This is a genomic window from Pseudoalteromonas sp. GB43, from assembly GCF_054923805.1.
Window position 1 is genome coordinate 1,070,347 of the sequence record NZ_JBPCHJ010000001.1, and the last position, 14,036, is coordinate 1,084,382.

Genomic DNA, 14,036 nt, shown 5'->3' on the forward strand with positions numbered 1-14,036 from the left:
AATAGTAGGCTAAATCTTGACCTTTCACGCAAAAAATTGACTTTGCGCGCCAACTAATGCAGCGTTACCTCTATTAAAATAATAATAACTATGAATGACCTATGTTTTATATCAGTTGCCAGATAATTCGCTCACTTGTATTTTTTTTAGAACGCCAAGGCATGTGTAGCAAACAAATTGAAGCTTTGCTCGGTGAACGACTGAAAGATTTGGACGATGTAAGCGCCCGCTTTCCTATCGCTGACTATGAGTCACTCATGCACTATGGCGATAAAATATTACAACAAGAGCATATTGGGCTGGAGTTTGGCAACTCTTTAAAAGCACAAAATTGGGGGCTATTAGGTCATGTTGCATTAGTGAGCAAAAACTTAGAAAAAGCACTGGAGCATGCACAGAGATTAAGCAAAACAATACGAAACATTGGTCACATTGAACTCGTTTCTGAAGACGAGTTTTGTCGTCTAAGCTGGCATGCTCAAAGTAACATACAGCATTACATGGTAGATGAATTATTTAGCAGTTGGCTTTCATTTGCTAAGCACTGTTGTCAAAATCATGCCGATGTTAGCCTTGAAAAAGTACAGTTGACTAGACCCACCCCAACCCCAGAAAGTTTAACTGTTTATAAACAGGTTTTTAATTGCCCTATTGAGTTTTCAGCTAACTCAAACTCTCTTATTTTTAGTAAATCGATTCTTAAATGTCGACTGCAATCTCCTAACCCCGAGCTTGAAAACATTTTATTATCTCAAGTCGATACAGCTGTATCACAGCATGATTATGCCTCGCAGTTAGTTACTTTCATTAATACCCAATTGCCTCACATACCGACCCTTGAGCAAGCATCAATTCAACTCAATATTAAAAAACGCACTTTACAACGTCACCTTTCAAATCAGCAACTTAGTTTTTCTAAACTCATTGATCAGCAACGAAAACTACTTGCAAAAGAGATGCTTCTAAAAGGCCTATCTGCACTGGAAATTAGCAACAAGTTAGGCTTTTCTGAACAAAGCGCTCTACAACGCGCCTTTAAGCGTTGGTACAAAACCACGCCAAAAAAGTTTTTAGCTTTATATACTATTTAAGTTGTATTATTTTTTTTTGCCCATATAACTTAGCAAATTTAAAAAAATGACGAGTAGTTAAGGGCTTACCAAACCGCCCATAATTATTTGAGCAATCATTAGCACAAGGTCAAGAGGATTAATTAAAAATAAATTTGCCTCAGTCTAATGATTCTGCTATTTATAGCCGCCGGCTAACGCTGGGCAAAATATTAAGGATTTAGGAGAAAGTTATGCCAGACCAAAAAAGACTAGGGTTATTGGCTCAGGCCGGGTTGGAACCATACCAAGAACAGCCAGGTGAAGAGTACATGAATGAAGCACAACGTGCTCATTTCAAAACAATTTTAGAAGCTTGGCGTAACGATTTACGTAACGAAGTAGACCGTACTAAATCGCATATGCAAGACGAAGCAGCTAACTTTCCGGATCCAGTAGACCGTGCAGCACAAGAAGAAGAATTCTCATTAGAACTTCGTACTCGTGACCGTGAGCGTAAACTGATCAAGAAAATTGAAAAAACGATTCAATTAATCAAAGAAGATGACTTTGGTTTCTGTGAATCATGTGGTATCGAAATTGGTATCCGCCGCCTAGAAGCGCGTCCTACAGCTGATTTATGTGTAGACTGTAAAACGCTTGCGGAAATTAAAGAAAAGCAATCTGGACGCGGTTAATTACATCCTTTAATTAGCCCATGTCTACCACAGCCGTTAACACGCCAATGCGTGAATATCGTGGCCGCTTTGCGCCATCCCCTTCAGGGCCATTACATTTTGGCTCACTTATAGCGGCTGTGGGTAGCTTCCTTGATGCAAAAGCAAATCAAGGAAAATGGTTAGTACGCATTGAAGATATCGACACAACGCGTGTTGTAAGCGGTGCTAGCGACGATATATTACATACCTTAGAGGCTTACGGTCTTTACTGGGACGAGCCTGTCATATACCAAACCCAGCGTCATGAGCAATACCAAGCCATTGTTGACGAGTTAATTTCGCAAAACCTTGTTTATGCATGTCATTGCACGCGCAAAGAAATTAAAGCAATCGGTGGAATATACCAAGGCCACTGCCGGTATAAAAACCACGCTTTAACTGATTCAGCGCTACGTTTAACCCAGCAATTTGCAACCAGTCACTACCATGATTTAATTCAAGGTGAAGTGTATGTTGATAGCCAACTTGCCAAAGAAGATTACTTAATAAAGCGCAGCGATGGTTTATTTGCTTACCAACTGGTCGTAGTCGCCGATGATATCGCACAAGGTATTACAAGAGTCGTTCGCGGCGCTGATTTACTCGAGCCGACTGCACGACAACTCAGTTTGTTTAAGCAACTAAATAAACCGGCCCCAGAATACGCCCACCTTCCTTTAGCGGTAGCTAAACCTGGTTTTAAGTTATCAAAGCAAAATTACGCCCCCGCAATAGCAAAATCAAATCCAAAGCCCGCGTTGTTCGATGCCTTGCGCTTTTTAGGTTTAAAGCCAGAAAGTTCACTATTATCGTTAAGTACCGAACAGATGTTAGCTTGGGCTGTTGAAACTTACCGCCTTGAACACATACCAAAGGTGCAAGAAATACAAGTTAGCGAGGATCCTAACTCTCCTTTTTGTAACTTTGTTACTATTGAAAAATAAATTGCCAATTTTAAAGGCCGAGTAACTTAATTTTTCAGCCCTGCTGGTATATGATAGCGACCCAAAGTGTGCGAATCATCAACACCTTAATTTAGCGCCATTTAAAACACACTGATTACACGTCAATCTCACATCGGCGAAGTATCAAACAAACGCTATACTTGATGAGTCGCAAAGTCCGCGTCGTAGGAGACAGATTATTATTTCTAAGCTTTTTCAATTTTGTCGGCAGATTATTGGCCCAAATGCCACGACATCAAGTGATGCTTTGCCAACGAGCGAGTTACCTTTGGTGATCGAGCGCAGTGAACATGGTATTTCGCGCAAACAATTTAGCCCAAATGCAATCAAAGTATTGTACCGCCTTAAAGAAGGTGGTTTTGATGCCTACCTTGTAGGTGGTTGTATTCGAGATATATTGTTAGGCCAACAACCAAAAGACTTCGACGTTGTAACAAACGCAACCCCTGAGCAAATCAAAAAGCTATTTCGTAACTGTCGTCTAATTGGTCGTCGTTTTCGTTTAGCCCATATCGTGTTTGGTCGAGAAATTATTGAAGTGGCGACCATGCGCGGCCATCACGAAGCCGAAGAAAGCAAAAATCAAATTAGCCAATCAAGCGAGCACGGCCAACTCCTGCGCGACAATGTCTATGGCAGCATCGAAGAAGATGCCGAGCGCCGTGACTTTTCGATTAATGCACTTTACTACTCAATTAACGACTTTTGTATTTATGACTATGCCAATGGCATTAGCGCGATAAAAGCAAAACAAATTGAGCTGATTGGCGACCCAGAAACACGTTACCGTGAAGACCCTGTGCGCATGTTACGCGCAGTGCGTTTTGCCACCAAACTAGGAATGAGCATTGCACCTGGCACCGAAAAGCCAATTAAAGGCCTTGCTAATTTACTCGACCATATTCCGCCAGCTCGTTTGTTTGAAGAATCACTCAAGTTGTTCTTAAACGGCAAAGCAGAAGAAAACTACTTAATGCTTCGCCAGTATGGTTTATTCAAAGCATTATTCCCTGCGCTTGATAAGATCTTAGATGCCAACCCTGAAGGCTTTGAACATACATTTATCCTGCAAATGTTTAAAAACACCGATAAACGTATTAATGCTGATAAAAAAGTCACTCCAGCCTTTATTTTTGCAGCCCTTTTGTGGTTCCCATTACTGAGCATTGCTAAAAAATTACAACAACGCGATCAACTTTCAGAGTACGATGCATTTGCACAAGCGATGAACAAAGTACTGAGTGAAAACGCACAACATGTAGCAGTACCAAAACGCTTCACACTGGGTGCACGCGATATTTGGCATATTCAGCAACGTCTTGATAAACGAGGTGGTCAACGTGCTTATAGGCTGACTCAACAGCCTCGCTTCAAGGCAGCCTATGATTTCTTACTTTTGCGTGTGCAAGCTGGCGAAGAGCAGCAAAAAGAGCTTGCTGATTGGTGGACAACCTACCTAAGCCAAGACATCAACGGCCAAAAAGAGATGGTTAAAAATTTAGGACACCAAGGTGATTCCAAGCGCCGTCGTCGCCCACGCAAGAAAAAAGTAGACTAAGTATGCATACCGTTTATTTAGGTTTAGGTGCCAATTTAAACGCGCCACGTAAACAAATTCATGCTGCTGTCGCTGCCCTAAAAGCATTAGAAGATGTTGAGTTTGTTTGTGTATCCCATGATTACGCAAGCAAACCCATGGGGCCACAAGATCAACCCGATTATGTAAATGCGGTCGCATGTGTTAAAACTGCACTTATGCCAGAGCAGTTGCTTGATTTAACGCAAGCCATTGAGCTTGAGCATGGCCGTGTTAGAAAAGAACAGCGCTGGGGTCCGCGTACCCTTGATATAGATATTTTATTGTTCGGTAATGACGTAATAGACACCCCTCGCTTAACCGTGCCTCATTATGGCCTAACAGAGCGAGAGTTTGTTGTTTACCCCTTGTTGGAAATTGCACCAACACTTGTACTACCGAATAATCAATCACTTGCTGATATAACAAAAACGTTGCCTTTAAACGATTTACAACAACTCCCTCAGCAGTAATCAACCAAGGCTAAGCCTTAGAGGAAATTATGTCTAAAATCACCGTTTCAACCTTGAATAAAATGAAACAAGAACAACAAAAAATCACCGCATTAACAGCTTACGATGCCAGTTTTGCTAAATTGTTTCATGATAATGGCGTCGAGGTGATTTTAGTTGGTGACTCTTTAGGTATGGTATTGCAAGGTGCTGATGACACATTAGCAGTAACCAACACAGAGATTGCTTATCATACACGCTGCGTACGAGCAGGTAGCCGTGAATTATTTGTAATTGCTGACTTACCCTTTATGACCTATGCCAACCCAACTGATGCCTGTAAAAATGCTGCAGAGCTGATGCGTGCTGGGGCAAACATGATCAAGCTTGAAGGTGGCGAATGGCTGCACGACAGCATTCGTGCGATGACCCAACAAGGTATTCCAGTATGTGGCCACCTAGGCTTAACACCTCAGTCAGTGCATGTATTTGGTGGTTTTAAAATTCAAGGTCGTGAGCAATCTCAAGCTGATAAAATGGTTAGCGATGCGAAAGCACTTGAGGCGGCAGGTGCGCAGTTACTTGTTTTAGAATGTATTCCAAGTGAGCTTGCTAAACGTATTACTGATGAGCTGAACATTCCTACCATTGGTATTGGTGCAGGTAATCAAACTGATGGGCAAATCTTAGTAATGCACGACCTAGTTGGTATTTCGGCAGGCTATATTCCTAAGTTTTCAAAGAACTTTTTATTAGAAACCGGCAATATGCCAGCAGCAGTGCAAAAGTATTGTGAAGATGTAAAAAGTGGTGCTTTCCCAAGTACCGAACACGAGTTTAAATAAATGCAATCAATCACTGAAATCAAATCGTTACGCAGCCAAATCAAAGCTTGGCGTCAAGCGAACCTGAGCATTGCACTAGTGCCTACTATGGGCAATTTACACCAAGGTCACTTTTCACTGGTTGAAAAAGCCAAAACCTTAGCTGATAAAGTGGTTGTGAGTATCTTTGTGAACCCAATGCAGTTTGGGGCTAACGAAGATCTTGATAGCTACCCACGTACACTTAACGAAGATAAACAAGGTTTAGCTGAACTCGGTACTGATATCGTGTTTACACCCTCCGTTGAAACGATTTACCCAAATGGTTTAGGCGAGCAAAGCTTTGTCGATGTGCCGGGTGTTTCTATGGGTTATTGTGGCGGCTCGCGCCCTGGTCACTTCAAAGGCGTCGCAACCGTTGTTACTAAGTTATTTAATTTAGTACAGCCTGATTTTGCCTGTTTTGGCGAAAAAGACTTTCAGCAGCTGCAAGTGATTAAAACCATGACACGCGATTTATCTATCCCTGTAGAGATAATTGGCGTACCTACTTGCCGTGAAATCTCTGGGTTAGCAATGAGCTCTCGTAATGGCTATTTATCTGATGAGCAAAAAGACACTGCAAAAGTACTGTTTGCCACGTTAAATAATACAGCAACAGCACTGAAGCAAGGCAATGCAGACATTGCTACACTTGAGGCTGATGCAAAAGCACAGCTTGAAAGTGCAGGCCTTAAACCTGACTATTATGCGGTAGCAGAGCGCTCAACATTAAAGCCGGCAACAACGGCTGATAAACAACTTGTTATTTTAGCTGCTGCTTATTTGGGCTCAGTACGTTTAATTGACAATTTACAAGTTGAGCTGGATTAAATAGCAATAATCTGGGTAAGATGGATTGCAAAGAAAAGACATAAACTAGGGATAAGCATGAAAAAACTACCTGCAATTGCAGCAACATTATTTGCTATGACATTACTGTCTGCTTGCTCAAATAAAATTGAAAACCCAGAAATGCAACAATGCGCTCAACAAAACTACCAATGCGAGGCAAGCTGTGAACAACAAAGCACTGCTGATGGATTAGTTCATAAGGTGTGTAGTAACAAGTGCATTGAAGCTTATAATCAATGTAAAGCTAATGCCGAAAAATTAGGTGAAGTTAAATAATACTTACTTTTAGCTCGCTTATTAGGGCACTGAAACCTGTTCGGTGCCTGCACTTCTCTTCTCGATTACAATTTCATTTCCATAATTAAGCCTCTGGTAATTTTGTTCATATTTTTGTTTACCCTTTAATCTATTCATATTAGGGCAAGCTTTCGTTCATTAAACTTCTCTATATTGGTGACGAATAAACAACTGCAACCATGTAATTGTTTCTCACTAATTTCAAAATTTTACTCTTCGCATTTAACTGCACCAACTCAAAGTCATTGAGATTATTAGTTTTTATTTTGGGTTCAGTAATTGCTAAGGGATATGAATGAATTAACGTGATTTACGGCTAAAGGAAAATTGAATGAGACCAGAAACTCGAACCAAGCTCTTCAGTGCTGCTAAAAAGAAGACCTTATTGGGCGTATTATTAGCCATGAGCGCAGGTCATACATACGCAATTGAAGAACAAGAGCAATCAAACGTAACTAAAACAGAACAAACAGCCGTTAAAGTTCAAGCAGCCGAAAATGAAAAACTGGCCTCAAAGGAAAAGGCTGCTGTTGAGCTTAAGCCTGAGATGATCACTATTCCGCAAGAAAAGCTATTTGATGTTATCACTGCGCGTGCTAAAAAACTCGCTTCAGAGCCTTATGTAGCCCCGAAAGATCTTGAACTTGAGGCGCTCACAAGCATCAATTACCAAGACTACCGTGCAATCCGTTTTCGTACTGAGCAAGCGATTTGGAAAGATCAAAGCCTTTATGAAGTGCAGTTGTTCCACCCAGGCTTTTTATATCGTTCACCGGTTGCAATTAATACTCTTGAACAAAACGCTGAAGTAAAAAGTTTACCTTTTAAAACAGATTACTATCGTTATGATGCAACTGCTGCCCCGTTAGAGCAAGAGATCAGTACCGCGATTGCCAATACACAACTTGGTCATGCAGGTTTTCGTTTGCATTTTCCACTGAACAACAACCAGTACAAAGATGAAGTGGCTGTGTTCCAAGGTGCTTCATATTTTCGTTTAGTTGGTCCGCACCAAGTATATGGTCTGTCAGCCCGTGGACTTGCGGTGGATACTGCTCTTAGTTCAGGTGAAGAATTCCCTGTATTCAAAGAGTTCTGGTTAGTAAAACCAGCACCCGAAGATAGCACTATCGTGCTCTACGCATTATTAGATAGCCCATCTGTGTCGGGCGCCTATCGTTTTGAATTAACACCTTCGACCAACACTGAAGTGAAAACTCAAATGCAAATTTTCGCCCGCAAAGACATCAAAAAGCTTGGTATTGCCCCGCTAACAAGTATGTTCTACCACGGTGAAAACAGTACAAAGTTCTTCGACGACTACCGCCCTGAAGTACATGACTCTGACGGCCTTCTAATGCAATCAGAACAAGGTCAATGGGTTTGGCGCGCACTCAATAACCCGAAGAAGCTAAGTGTCACTTCGTTTAGCTACGAGAACCCGAAAGGCTTTGGTCTTGCACAGCGAGACCGTGACTTTAATAACTACCTTGATACCGAAGCACATTATCACAACCGTCCGAGTATGTGGATTGAGCCAGAAGGTAATTGGGGTAAAGGGCGTGTTGAGTTAGTAGAGATCCCAACAGATACAGAAACCAACGACAATATTGTTAGCTACTGGGTGCCAGAGCAGCCAATGAAAGCCGGTGACAGCTTAAGCTTTAGTTACAAGCTTTCGACTTTCAATGCCACGCTTGCAACTCAAGATAAAGCGAGTGTGTTAAGAACTCGAATTGGTAGTGCAGCATTACCTGGTGAAGACAATCCACCACCAAAAAGCCACCGCCAATTTACCGTTGATTTTAGTGGCGAAACCATTAATCAACTATCAGCTAATTTTGCCATGCAAGCGGATCTTACACTCTCTGCTGGGCAAATAAGCGATAAAACGGTACAGCAGTTACCAAACAATCAAGGATGGCGCGTAGCCTTTAAAGTGGCGCCAGAGGGAGATAAGCCAGTTGATATGCGCTTATCGTTAAAACTACGTGATAAAGAAATCAGCGAGGTATGGAGCTATGTCTGGTATCCAAACGACGTCCAATAGTAAAGCGTTAGAAGCAACAGCAATGCCATTTAAGAAAACCCGCGCTTGGCTTTTTTCGAGCCTAGCGCTCAGCATTACCGCCTATGGCGTGTGGATCATGTTCGATATTTTAAATTCTAACGGCATGACACCGCTTGAGTACGCTTTACTGGCATTATTTACAGTCACCTTCGCGTGGATTGTTACAGCCTTTTGTAGTGGCTGTATGGGCTTTATCTTGCAATTATTTCGTATTGACCCGTTGACCTTAAAACGTCAAAAGCCAATCGAGATTAATCAGCATGCCTTGAGCCAAACGAAAACAGCCATTGTTATGCCTATCTACAACGAAGATACAGAGCGTGTAATTGCCGGTTTTGAGGTTAGCCTTCGCTCGCTGGCCAAAACAGGACAAATGCCACATTACGATTTTTACTTACTTAGTGATACGCAAGACCCTGAAATCGCACGTAATGAACTAAAAGCATGGAATGCTCTCACTAAGCGTTTAGGTGATTTAGCTGCGCATACTTTTTATCGTCGCCGTGAAGACAACAAACACCGTAAAGTAGGTAACTTAACTGATTTTTGTGAACGTTGGGGCAGCCAATACGATCATATGATTGTGCTTGATGCCGATAGCATTATGACGGGTCAATGTATGCTTGAACTGACTTCTAGCATGATCAGCAATCCAAAATCAGGTTTGATCCAGACGATCCCTATTCCGGTTCGCCAAGACACGTTTTTTGGACGCTTTTTACAGTTTGCATCGATTTTATATAGCCCAATGTTGGCAACTGGTTCTGCTTTTTGGCAAACAAACCAAGCAAACTACTGGGGTCACAATGCAATTATTCGCGTTGAAGCATTTACAAAATGCTGCGGTATGCCAGTTTTAAAAGGCAATGCCCCATTTGGCGGTGAAATCTTAAGTCATGACTTTGTTGAAGCCTCACTGCTACACCGTAGTGGCTGGGATGTGTTACTGCTGAGTGATGTTGAAGGTAGCTACGAAGAAGTGCCAAGTAACATTCTCGATTACGCAATTCGAGATAGACGATGGGTGCAAGGAAATATCCAGCATTTAGGTTTATTGCCTAAATCTGGCCTTAAGCTAATGAGTAAAATGCACTTTTTATTTGGTGCCACAGCGTATATTTCATCGTTAATTTGGTTATCTATGCTGGCATTAAGTACCTTAGATGCAGTGACTCGTGCTCTTAATAGCGACGTATACTTTAACCATGCTTATCAGCTTTTCCCAACCTGGCAAATTGCCAAAACGGATCTAATTGATTCGTTGTTATTCATTACTGCCGTATTACTGTTACTACCTAAATTAATGGGTATTATTGTGACTTTAGTACACCGTAATAAAGCCTTTGGTGGCACGATGAAGCTAATTGCAGGTTCACTCATCGAAACGGTTTTTGCCATTGTAATTGCGCCGCTAATGATGGTGTTTCATAGCTATTTTGTCGTGTGCGTATTTTTAGGCAAAAAAGTGAGCTGGGATGCACAGCCTCGTGAAGGTAGAATGGTACCGTGGAAGGAAGCGATTGGTTATACGTTATTTTCGACTATTACCGCGATTATTTGGGGCTCGGTTGCTTACTATTACACACCGACCTTCTTTTGGTGGTTATCACCTATTTTAGTGGGCCTTATTTTAGCAGCGCCAATTGTACGTTACTCAAGCAGCATCGGCTTAGGTGTGAAAATGCGTAAAATGGGCTTATTCTTATGTCCAAGTGAAGTTGAAAACGATGATACCTTAGCGGTACTTCGTGTACATCAACAAGAAATTGGTTTACCTAAGGATGAGCACGCTGACTTTAGTGTACCTGCACTACCTAATGAATACCCAACGGTAATGCCAATTCAAAGCTTTAAGGCTCCCTCGGGTAAAAAGCGTAAGCAAGTACGTCTTGCTCAGCAACGCATTAAGGCAAAATTATTTGCTAAAAGCTAAACGAAAAAAAACCGCTCACTGAGCGGTTTTTTCGTCTATGTCTGTATGGTTGTTACAGAAGGCCTAGCTTTTTAAGTTCAGCCATTGCCATTTTACCTGAAAGTGGTACATAACCATCTTTCTCAACAATTTTTTGACCGTCTACAGAAAGAACCATTTTTAAGAACTCTGCATCGATTGGTGAAAGCGGCTTGTTAGGGTGCTTGTTCACGTAAACGTATAAGAAACGAGATAGTGGGTATTTACCTGTTGCTACGTTTTCTAATGTTGCATCAACAAAGTTGTCGCCTTTCTTAGAAAGTGGAACCGTACGTACACCTGATGTTTTATAACCGATACCTGAGTAACCAATCGCGTTCACTGAAGAAGAGATTGACTGTACTACAGATGCAGAACCAGGTTGTTCGTTTACGTTGTTACGGAAGTCACCTTTACAAAGTGCTTTCTTCTTGAAGTAACCGTAAGTACCCGATACTGAGTTACGACCGTAAAGCTGGATATCTTTTGCTGCCCAATCGCCCTCAAGACCTACTTCGCTCCAACGATTAACCTGTGCATCAGCACCACATTTACGTGTTGAAGAGAAAATCGCATCAACTTGGTCAATACGTAAACCTTTGATTGGGTTATCTTTGTGTACGAATACAGCAAGAGCATCGATTGCAACGCGTACTTCAGTTGGCTTGTAGCCGTAACGCTTTTCGAATGCTTCAATTTCTTTTGACTTCATACGACGGCTCATTGGGCCGAAGTTTGCTGTCCCTTCAGTTAATGCTGGAGGAGCAGTTGAAGAACCCGCTGCTTGGATTTGAATGTTTACGTTTGGATAGAAGCGCTTGTACTCTTCTGCCCAGAACGTCATCATGTTTGCAAGCGTGTCAGAACCTACAGATGAGAAGTTACCAGAGATACCACTTACTTTAGTGTACTCAGGCATATCTTTATCAACTGCAGCTGCTTGTGCTGATACAAATGTTGTTACAGCCACACCCATTGCGGCAACGAGATTTTTGAATTTCATAGGGGTTACTCCGATTTGTTCGTCCCATTTCCTAACTGCGGTCTACTCTAATGACACTAGATGACAGTTAGATTACCCTTAAATGACATTTTTATGACTTTGCAGTTTTCTTAATATTATCTGTTAAACGCACGACTTTTTCGCTACCAAATGCAAACGCAAAGGTCGAGCCTTGGCCTAATTTACTGCTGATATCTAAACGACTGTCATGCCTTGTAAGTACATGTTTTGTAATCGCTAAACCTAATCCAGACCCACCTGTAGTGCGGCTACGAGCCTTATCAACACGATAAAAACGTTCCGTTAAACGGTTAATATGTTCAGCAGCAATACCATCACCATTATCGGTCACACTAAACGCGGCTTGGTTATTTTTAAGCTGCCAATCAACCACAATCTTGCCACCGGGCTTGGTGTAATGAATGGCGTTAAACACAAGGTTAGAAAAGGCACTTCGTAATTCATCTTCGGCCCCTTTAATGTCTAAGCTCGCATCAACATTAAAGATAAGCTCATGGCCTTTGTCTTGGTTTAATGACTGTGCTTCGGTTTGAATATAGGTAAGTAACTGCGGCACATTAACCGGCTTATCGTTATCTTGACGACGTGCTCCCTCAATACGCGACAACGACAATAATTGATTAACCAGACTGTCCATGCGCTTACATTGTTCAAGCATGGTAGTTTGCGCTTTTTGCCACATTGCAGGAGGTGGTAAGCTATCTGAATCAAGCATTTCTAAGTAACCGGTTACCACTGTAAGTGGTGTTCTCAGCTCATGAGAAACATTGGCCACAAAATCTTTACGCATCTGCTCAAGTTGCTTTAAGCGAGTAACATCACGCACCACCATCATCAACTGTGAACTTGCATAGGGCATAACACGAAACTCTAAGGTTTGATCGTAGCTGTGGCCACCATCAAGCTCGAGCGGTTCATCGAAACAGGCTTTATTCATGTACTTTGCAAACTTAGGATCGCGAATAAGATTATCTAAGCGTTGCCCATGATCGGTAGGCCACTGTAACCCTAAAACCTTTAAAGCCAATTGGTTACACCAAATGATGCTGAGATCTTTTTGTAAAACCACTACCGCATCAGGCACAGCCTCGGCGCCATCACGAAAGCGGCGTATTAAGTCTGCAAGTTCATTACGTTTTTTACGGTTTCGATGTTGTAAGTGATAGATCCCTTCAAAGACTTGCTCCCACGCTCCCTCCCCTTCGGGTGGGTTGAAACTACGTTGATTAAGAAGCCAATCGCTGAGGCGATATAATTGATGATAATGCCAAATTAGCAGTGCAAAAGAGCCTAAAAATAAAAGCAAAAAAGGCGCACCTACAAGTACGCCAACTAATAACAAGGGTAAGAAATACATAAACAGGCGTTTTGCTAACGCCTGTTTATTCACTACTCGATACATACACTCACTTTACCTTAAGTATGTAAATTAGCTTGTTAAGGTCATTGCTATGACACTTATAATTTACTTGAAAAACGATAGCCTGCACCGCGAACGGTTTGTACTAAACGGTCATGCCCTAATGGTGCAATCGCTTTACGTAGACGACGAATATGTACATCAACTGTACGGTCTTCTACATATACATTTGTTCCCCATACATGATCAAGTAATTGTTCACGGCTGTAAACACGTTCTGGATGTGTCATGAAGAAATGGAGTAATCTAAATTCAGTAGGACCCATATCTAATTCACTCCCTTCTGATGTTACACGGTGTGAGATTGGATCAAGGCGTAAACCATGAACTTCAATGGCTTCTTCTAATGAGGTTGGTGAAACACGGCGAATAACCGCTTTAATGCGCGCCATTAATTCTTTAGGAGAAAATGGTTTTGTTACGTAATCATCAGCACCTACTTCAAGACCGCGTACTTTGTCTTCTTCTTCACCGCGAGCTGTTAGCATGATGATAGGAATTTGACGAGTGTATTCGTTTTGCTTAAATTTTTTCGCAATTTGAATACCGCTACCACCTGGTAACATCCAATCTAATAAAACCATATCTGGGTATGGTTCTACCATAGCTTCAATTGCAGAGTCATAATCTTCTGCTTCAATTGCTTGAAAACCATTTTGCTCTAGAACAAAAACCAGCATCTCTCTGATAGGCGCTTCGTCATCGACGACTAGTACTTTACGTGACATTCCAATTTATCTCTTTCGTTAGCGAACTGGTTTCATTATTATGACTAAGTATGACATTTTTATGAA

13 protein-coding genes are annotated in these 14,036 nt (G+C 41.7%); 10 read left to right on the forward strand and 3 right to left on the reverse strand.

Annotation, left to right across the window (positions count from 1 at the left end; all coding sequences use genetic code 11):
* Positions 1-101 precede the first annotated feature (101 nt).
* The 10 genes from ACRWSG_RS05065 to mdoH all read left to right on the forward strand — a co-directional run bounded on the left by ACRWSG_RS05065 (position 102) and on the right by mdoH (position 10,780).
* Positions 102-1,091, forward strand: coding sequence for an AraC family transcriptional regulator (locus tag ACRWSG_RS05065; RefSeq protein ID WP_300359399.1), 990 nt, complete (start codon positions 102-104; stop codon positions 1,089-1,091).
* 212 nt (positions 1,092-1,303) lie between these two features.
* Positions 1,304-1,747 carry an RNA polymerase-binding protein DksA gene (gene dksA / locus ACRWSG_RS05070; RefSeq protein WP_054551179.1) on the forward strand — a complete coding sequence of 148 codons (444 nt, stop codon included), beginning with the start codon at positions 1,304-1,306 and terminating at the stop codon, positions 1,745-1,747.
* Between the two features lie 20 nt (positions 1,748-1,767).
* Positions 1,768-2,712, forward strand: a complete 945-nt coding sequence (gluQRS, locus tag ACRWSG_RS05075) for a tRNA glutamyl-Q(34) synthetase GluQRS (RefSeq protein ID WP_138599596.1) — start codon at positions 1,768-1,770, stop codon at positions 2,710-2,712.
* Positions 2,713-3,004: 292 nt separating this feature from the next.
* A complete protein-coding gene (gene pcnB, locus ACRWSG_RS05080; protein WP_462166900.1) occupies positions 3,005-4,291 on the forward strand; it encodes a polynucleotide adenylyltransferase PcnB in 1,287 nt (428 codons plus the stop codon).
* Between the two features lie 2 nt (positions 4,292-4,293).
* A complete protein-coding gene (gene folK, locus ACRWSG_RS05085; protein WP_054551177.1) occupies positions 4,294-4,782 on the forward strand; it encodes a 2-amino-4-hydroxy-6-hydroxymethyldihydropteridine diphosphokinase in 489 nt (162 codons plus the stop codon).
* 29 nt (positions 4,783-4,811) lie between these two features.
* A complete protein-coding gene (gene panB / locus ACRWSG_RS05090) occupies positions 4,812-5,606 on the forward strand; it encodes a 3-methyl-2-oxobutanoate hydroxymethyltransferase (RefSeq protein WP_054551176.1) in 795 nt (264 codons plus the stop codon).
* Positions 5,607-6,458 carry a pantoate--beta-alanine ligase gene (gene panC / locus ACRWSG_RS05095; RefSeq protein WP_462165801.1) on the forward strand — a complete coding sequence of 284 codons (852 nt, stop codon included), beginning with the start codon at positions 5,607-5,609 and terminating at the stop codon, positions 6,456-6,458. It abuts the gene before it with no gap.
* Positions 6,459-6,554: 96 nt separating this feature from the next.
* Positions 6,555-6,755: a hypothetical protein gene (locus ACRWSG_RS05100; protein WP_370625252.1), complete on the forward strand. Its 201-nt coding sequence runs from the start codon at positions 6,555-6,557 to the stop codon at positions 6,753-6,755.
* Positions 6,756-7,107: 352 nt separating this feature from the next.
* The gene (locus ACRWSG_RS05105; protein ID WP_462165802.1) at positions 7,108-8,826 is read left to right on the forward strand and encodes an OpgD/OpgG family glucan biosynthesis protein; all 1,719 of its coding nucleotides are present in this window, start codon (positions 7,108-7,110) and stop codon (positions 8,824-8,826) included.
* Complete coding sequence (gene mdoH, locus ACRWSG_RS05110; protein ID WP_462165803.1) at positions 8,798-10,780, forward strand: glucans biosynthesis glucosyltransferase MdoH; 1,983 nt, start codon at positions 8,798-8,800, stop codon at positions 10,778-10,780. The genes ACRWSG_RS05105 and mdoH overlap by 29 nt, the downstream gene beginning before the upstream one ends.
* A gap of 52 nt (positions 10,781-10,832) precedes the next feature.
* Here the strand turns inward: mdoH and ACRWSG_RS05115 are convergent, their stop codons facing one another.
* From ACRWSG_RS05115 to phoB, 3 genes are all read right to left on the reverse strand, one after another.
* Positions 10,833-11,801: a PstS family phosphate ABC transporter substrate-binding protein gene (locus tag ACRWSG_RS05115; protein ID WP_054551171.1), complete on the reverse strand. Its 969-nt coding sequence runs from the start codon at positions 11,799-11,801 to the stop codon at positions 10,833-10,835.
* Positions 11,802-11,892: 91 nt separating this feature from the next.
* Positions 11,893-13,224 (reverse strand): phosphate regulon sensor histidine kinase PhoR, encoded by a 1,332-nt coding sequence (phoR, locus tag ACRWSG_RS05120; RefSeq protein ID WP_054551170.1) that lies wholly within the window; start codon positions 13,222-13,224, stop codon positions 11,893-11,895.
* Positions 13,225-13,280: 56 nt separating this feature from the next.
* Positions 13,281-13,970, reverse strand: coding sequence for a phosphate regulon transcriptional regulator PhoB (phoB, locus tag ACRWSG_RS05125; RefSeq protein WP_054551169.1), 690 nt, complete (start codon positions 13,968-13,970; stop codon positions 13,281-13,283).
* Between the last annotated feature and the right edge of the window lie 66 nt (positions 13,971-14,036).

Excerpts from the sequence above, each read along its gene's own strand:
- ACRWSG_RS05115 (WP_054551171.1), bottom strand. The coding sequence starts at position 11,801 with ATGAAATTCAAAAATCTCGTTGCCGCAATGGGTGTGGCTGTAACAACA.
- ACRWSG_RS05100 (WP_370625252.1), top strand. The coding sequence starts at position 6,555 with ATGACATTACTGTCTGCTTGCTCAAATAAAATTGAAAACCCAGAAATG.
- phoB (WP_054551169.1), bottom strand. The coding sequence starts at position 13,970 with ATGTCACGTAAAGTACTAGTCGTCGATGACGAAGCGCCTATCAGAGAG.
- ACRWSG_RS05065 (WP_300359399.1), top strand. The coding sequence starts at position 102 with ATGTTTTATATCAGTTGCCAGATAATTCGCTCACTTGTATTTTTTTTA.
- gluQRS (WP_138599596.1), top strand. The coding sequence starts at position 1,768 with ATGTCTACCACAGCCGTTAACACGCCAATGCGTGAATATCGTGGCCGC.
- panB (WP_054551176.1), top strand. The coding sequence starts at position 4,812 with ATGTCTAAAATCACCGTTTCAACCTTGAATAAAATGAAACAAGAACAA.
- panC (WP_462165801.1), top strand. The coding sequence starts at position 5,607 with ATGCAATCAATCACTGAAATCAAATCGTTACGCAGCCAAATCAAAGCT.
- folK (WP_054551177.1), top strand. The coding sequence starts at position 4,294 with ATGCATACCGTTTATTTAGGTTTAGGTGCCAATTTAAACGCGCCACGT.
- dksA (WP_054551179.1), top strand. The coding sequence starts at position 1,304 with ATGCCAGACCAAAAAAGACTAGGGTTATTGGCTCAGGCCGGGTTGGAA.
- ACRWSG_RS05105 (WP_462165802.1), top strand. The coding sequence starts at position 7,108 with ATGAGACCAGAAACTCGAACCAAGCTCTTCAGTGCTGCTAAAAAGAAG.
- phoR (WP_054551170.1), bottom strand. The coding sequence starts at position 13,224 with ATGTATCGAGTAGTGAATAAACAGGCGTTAGCAAAACGCCTGTTTATG.
- mdoH (WP_462165803.1), top strand. The coding sequence starts at position 8,798 with ATGTCTGGTATCCAAACGACGTCCAATAGTAAAGCGTTAGAAGCAACA.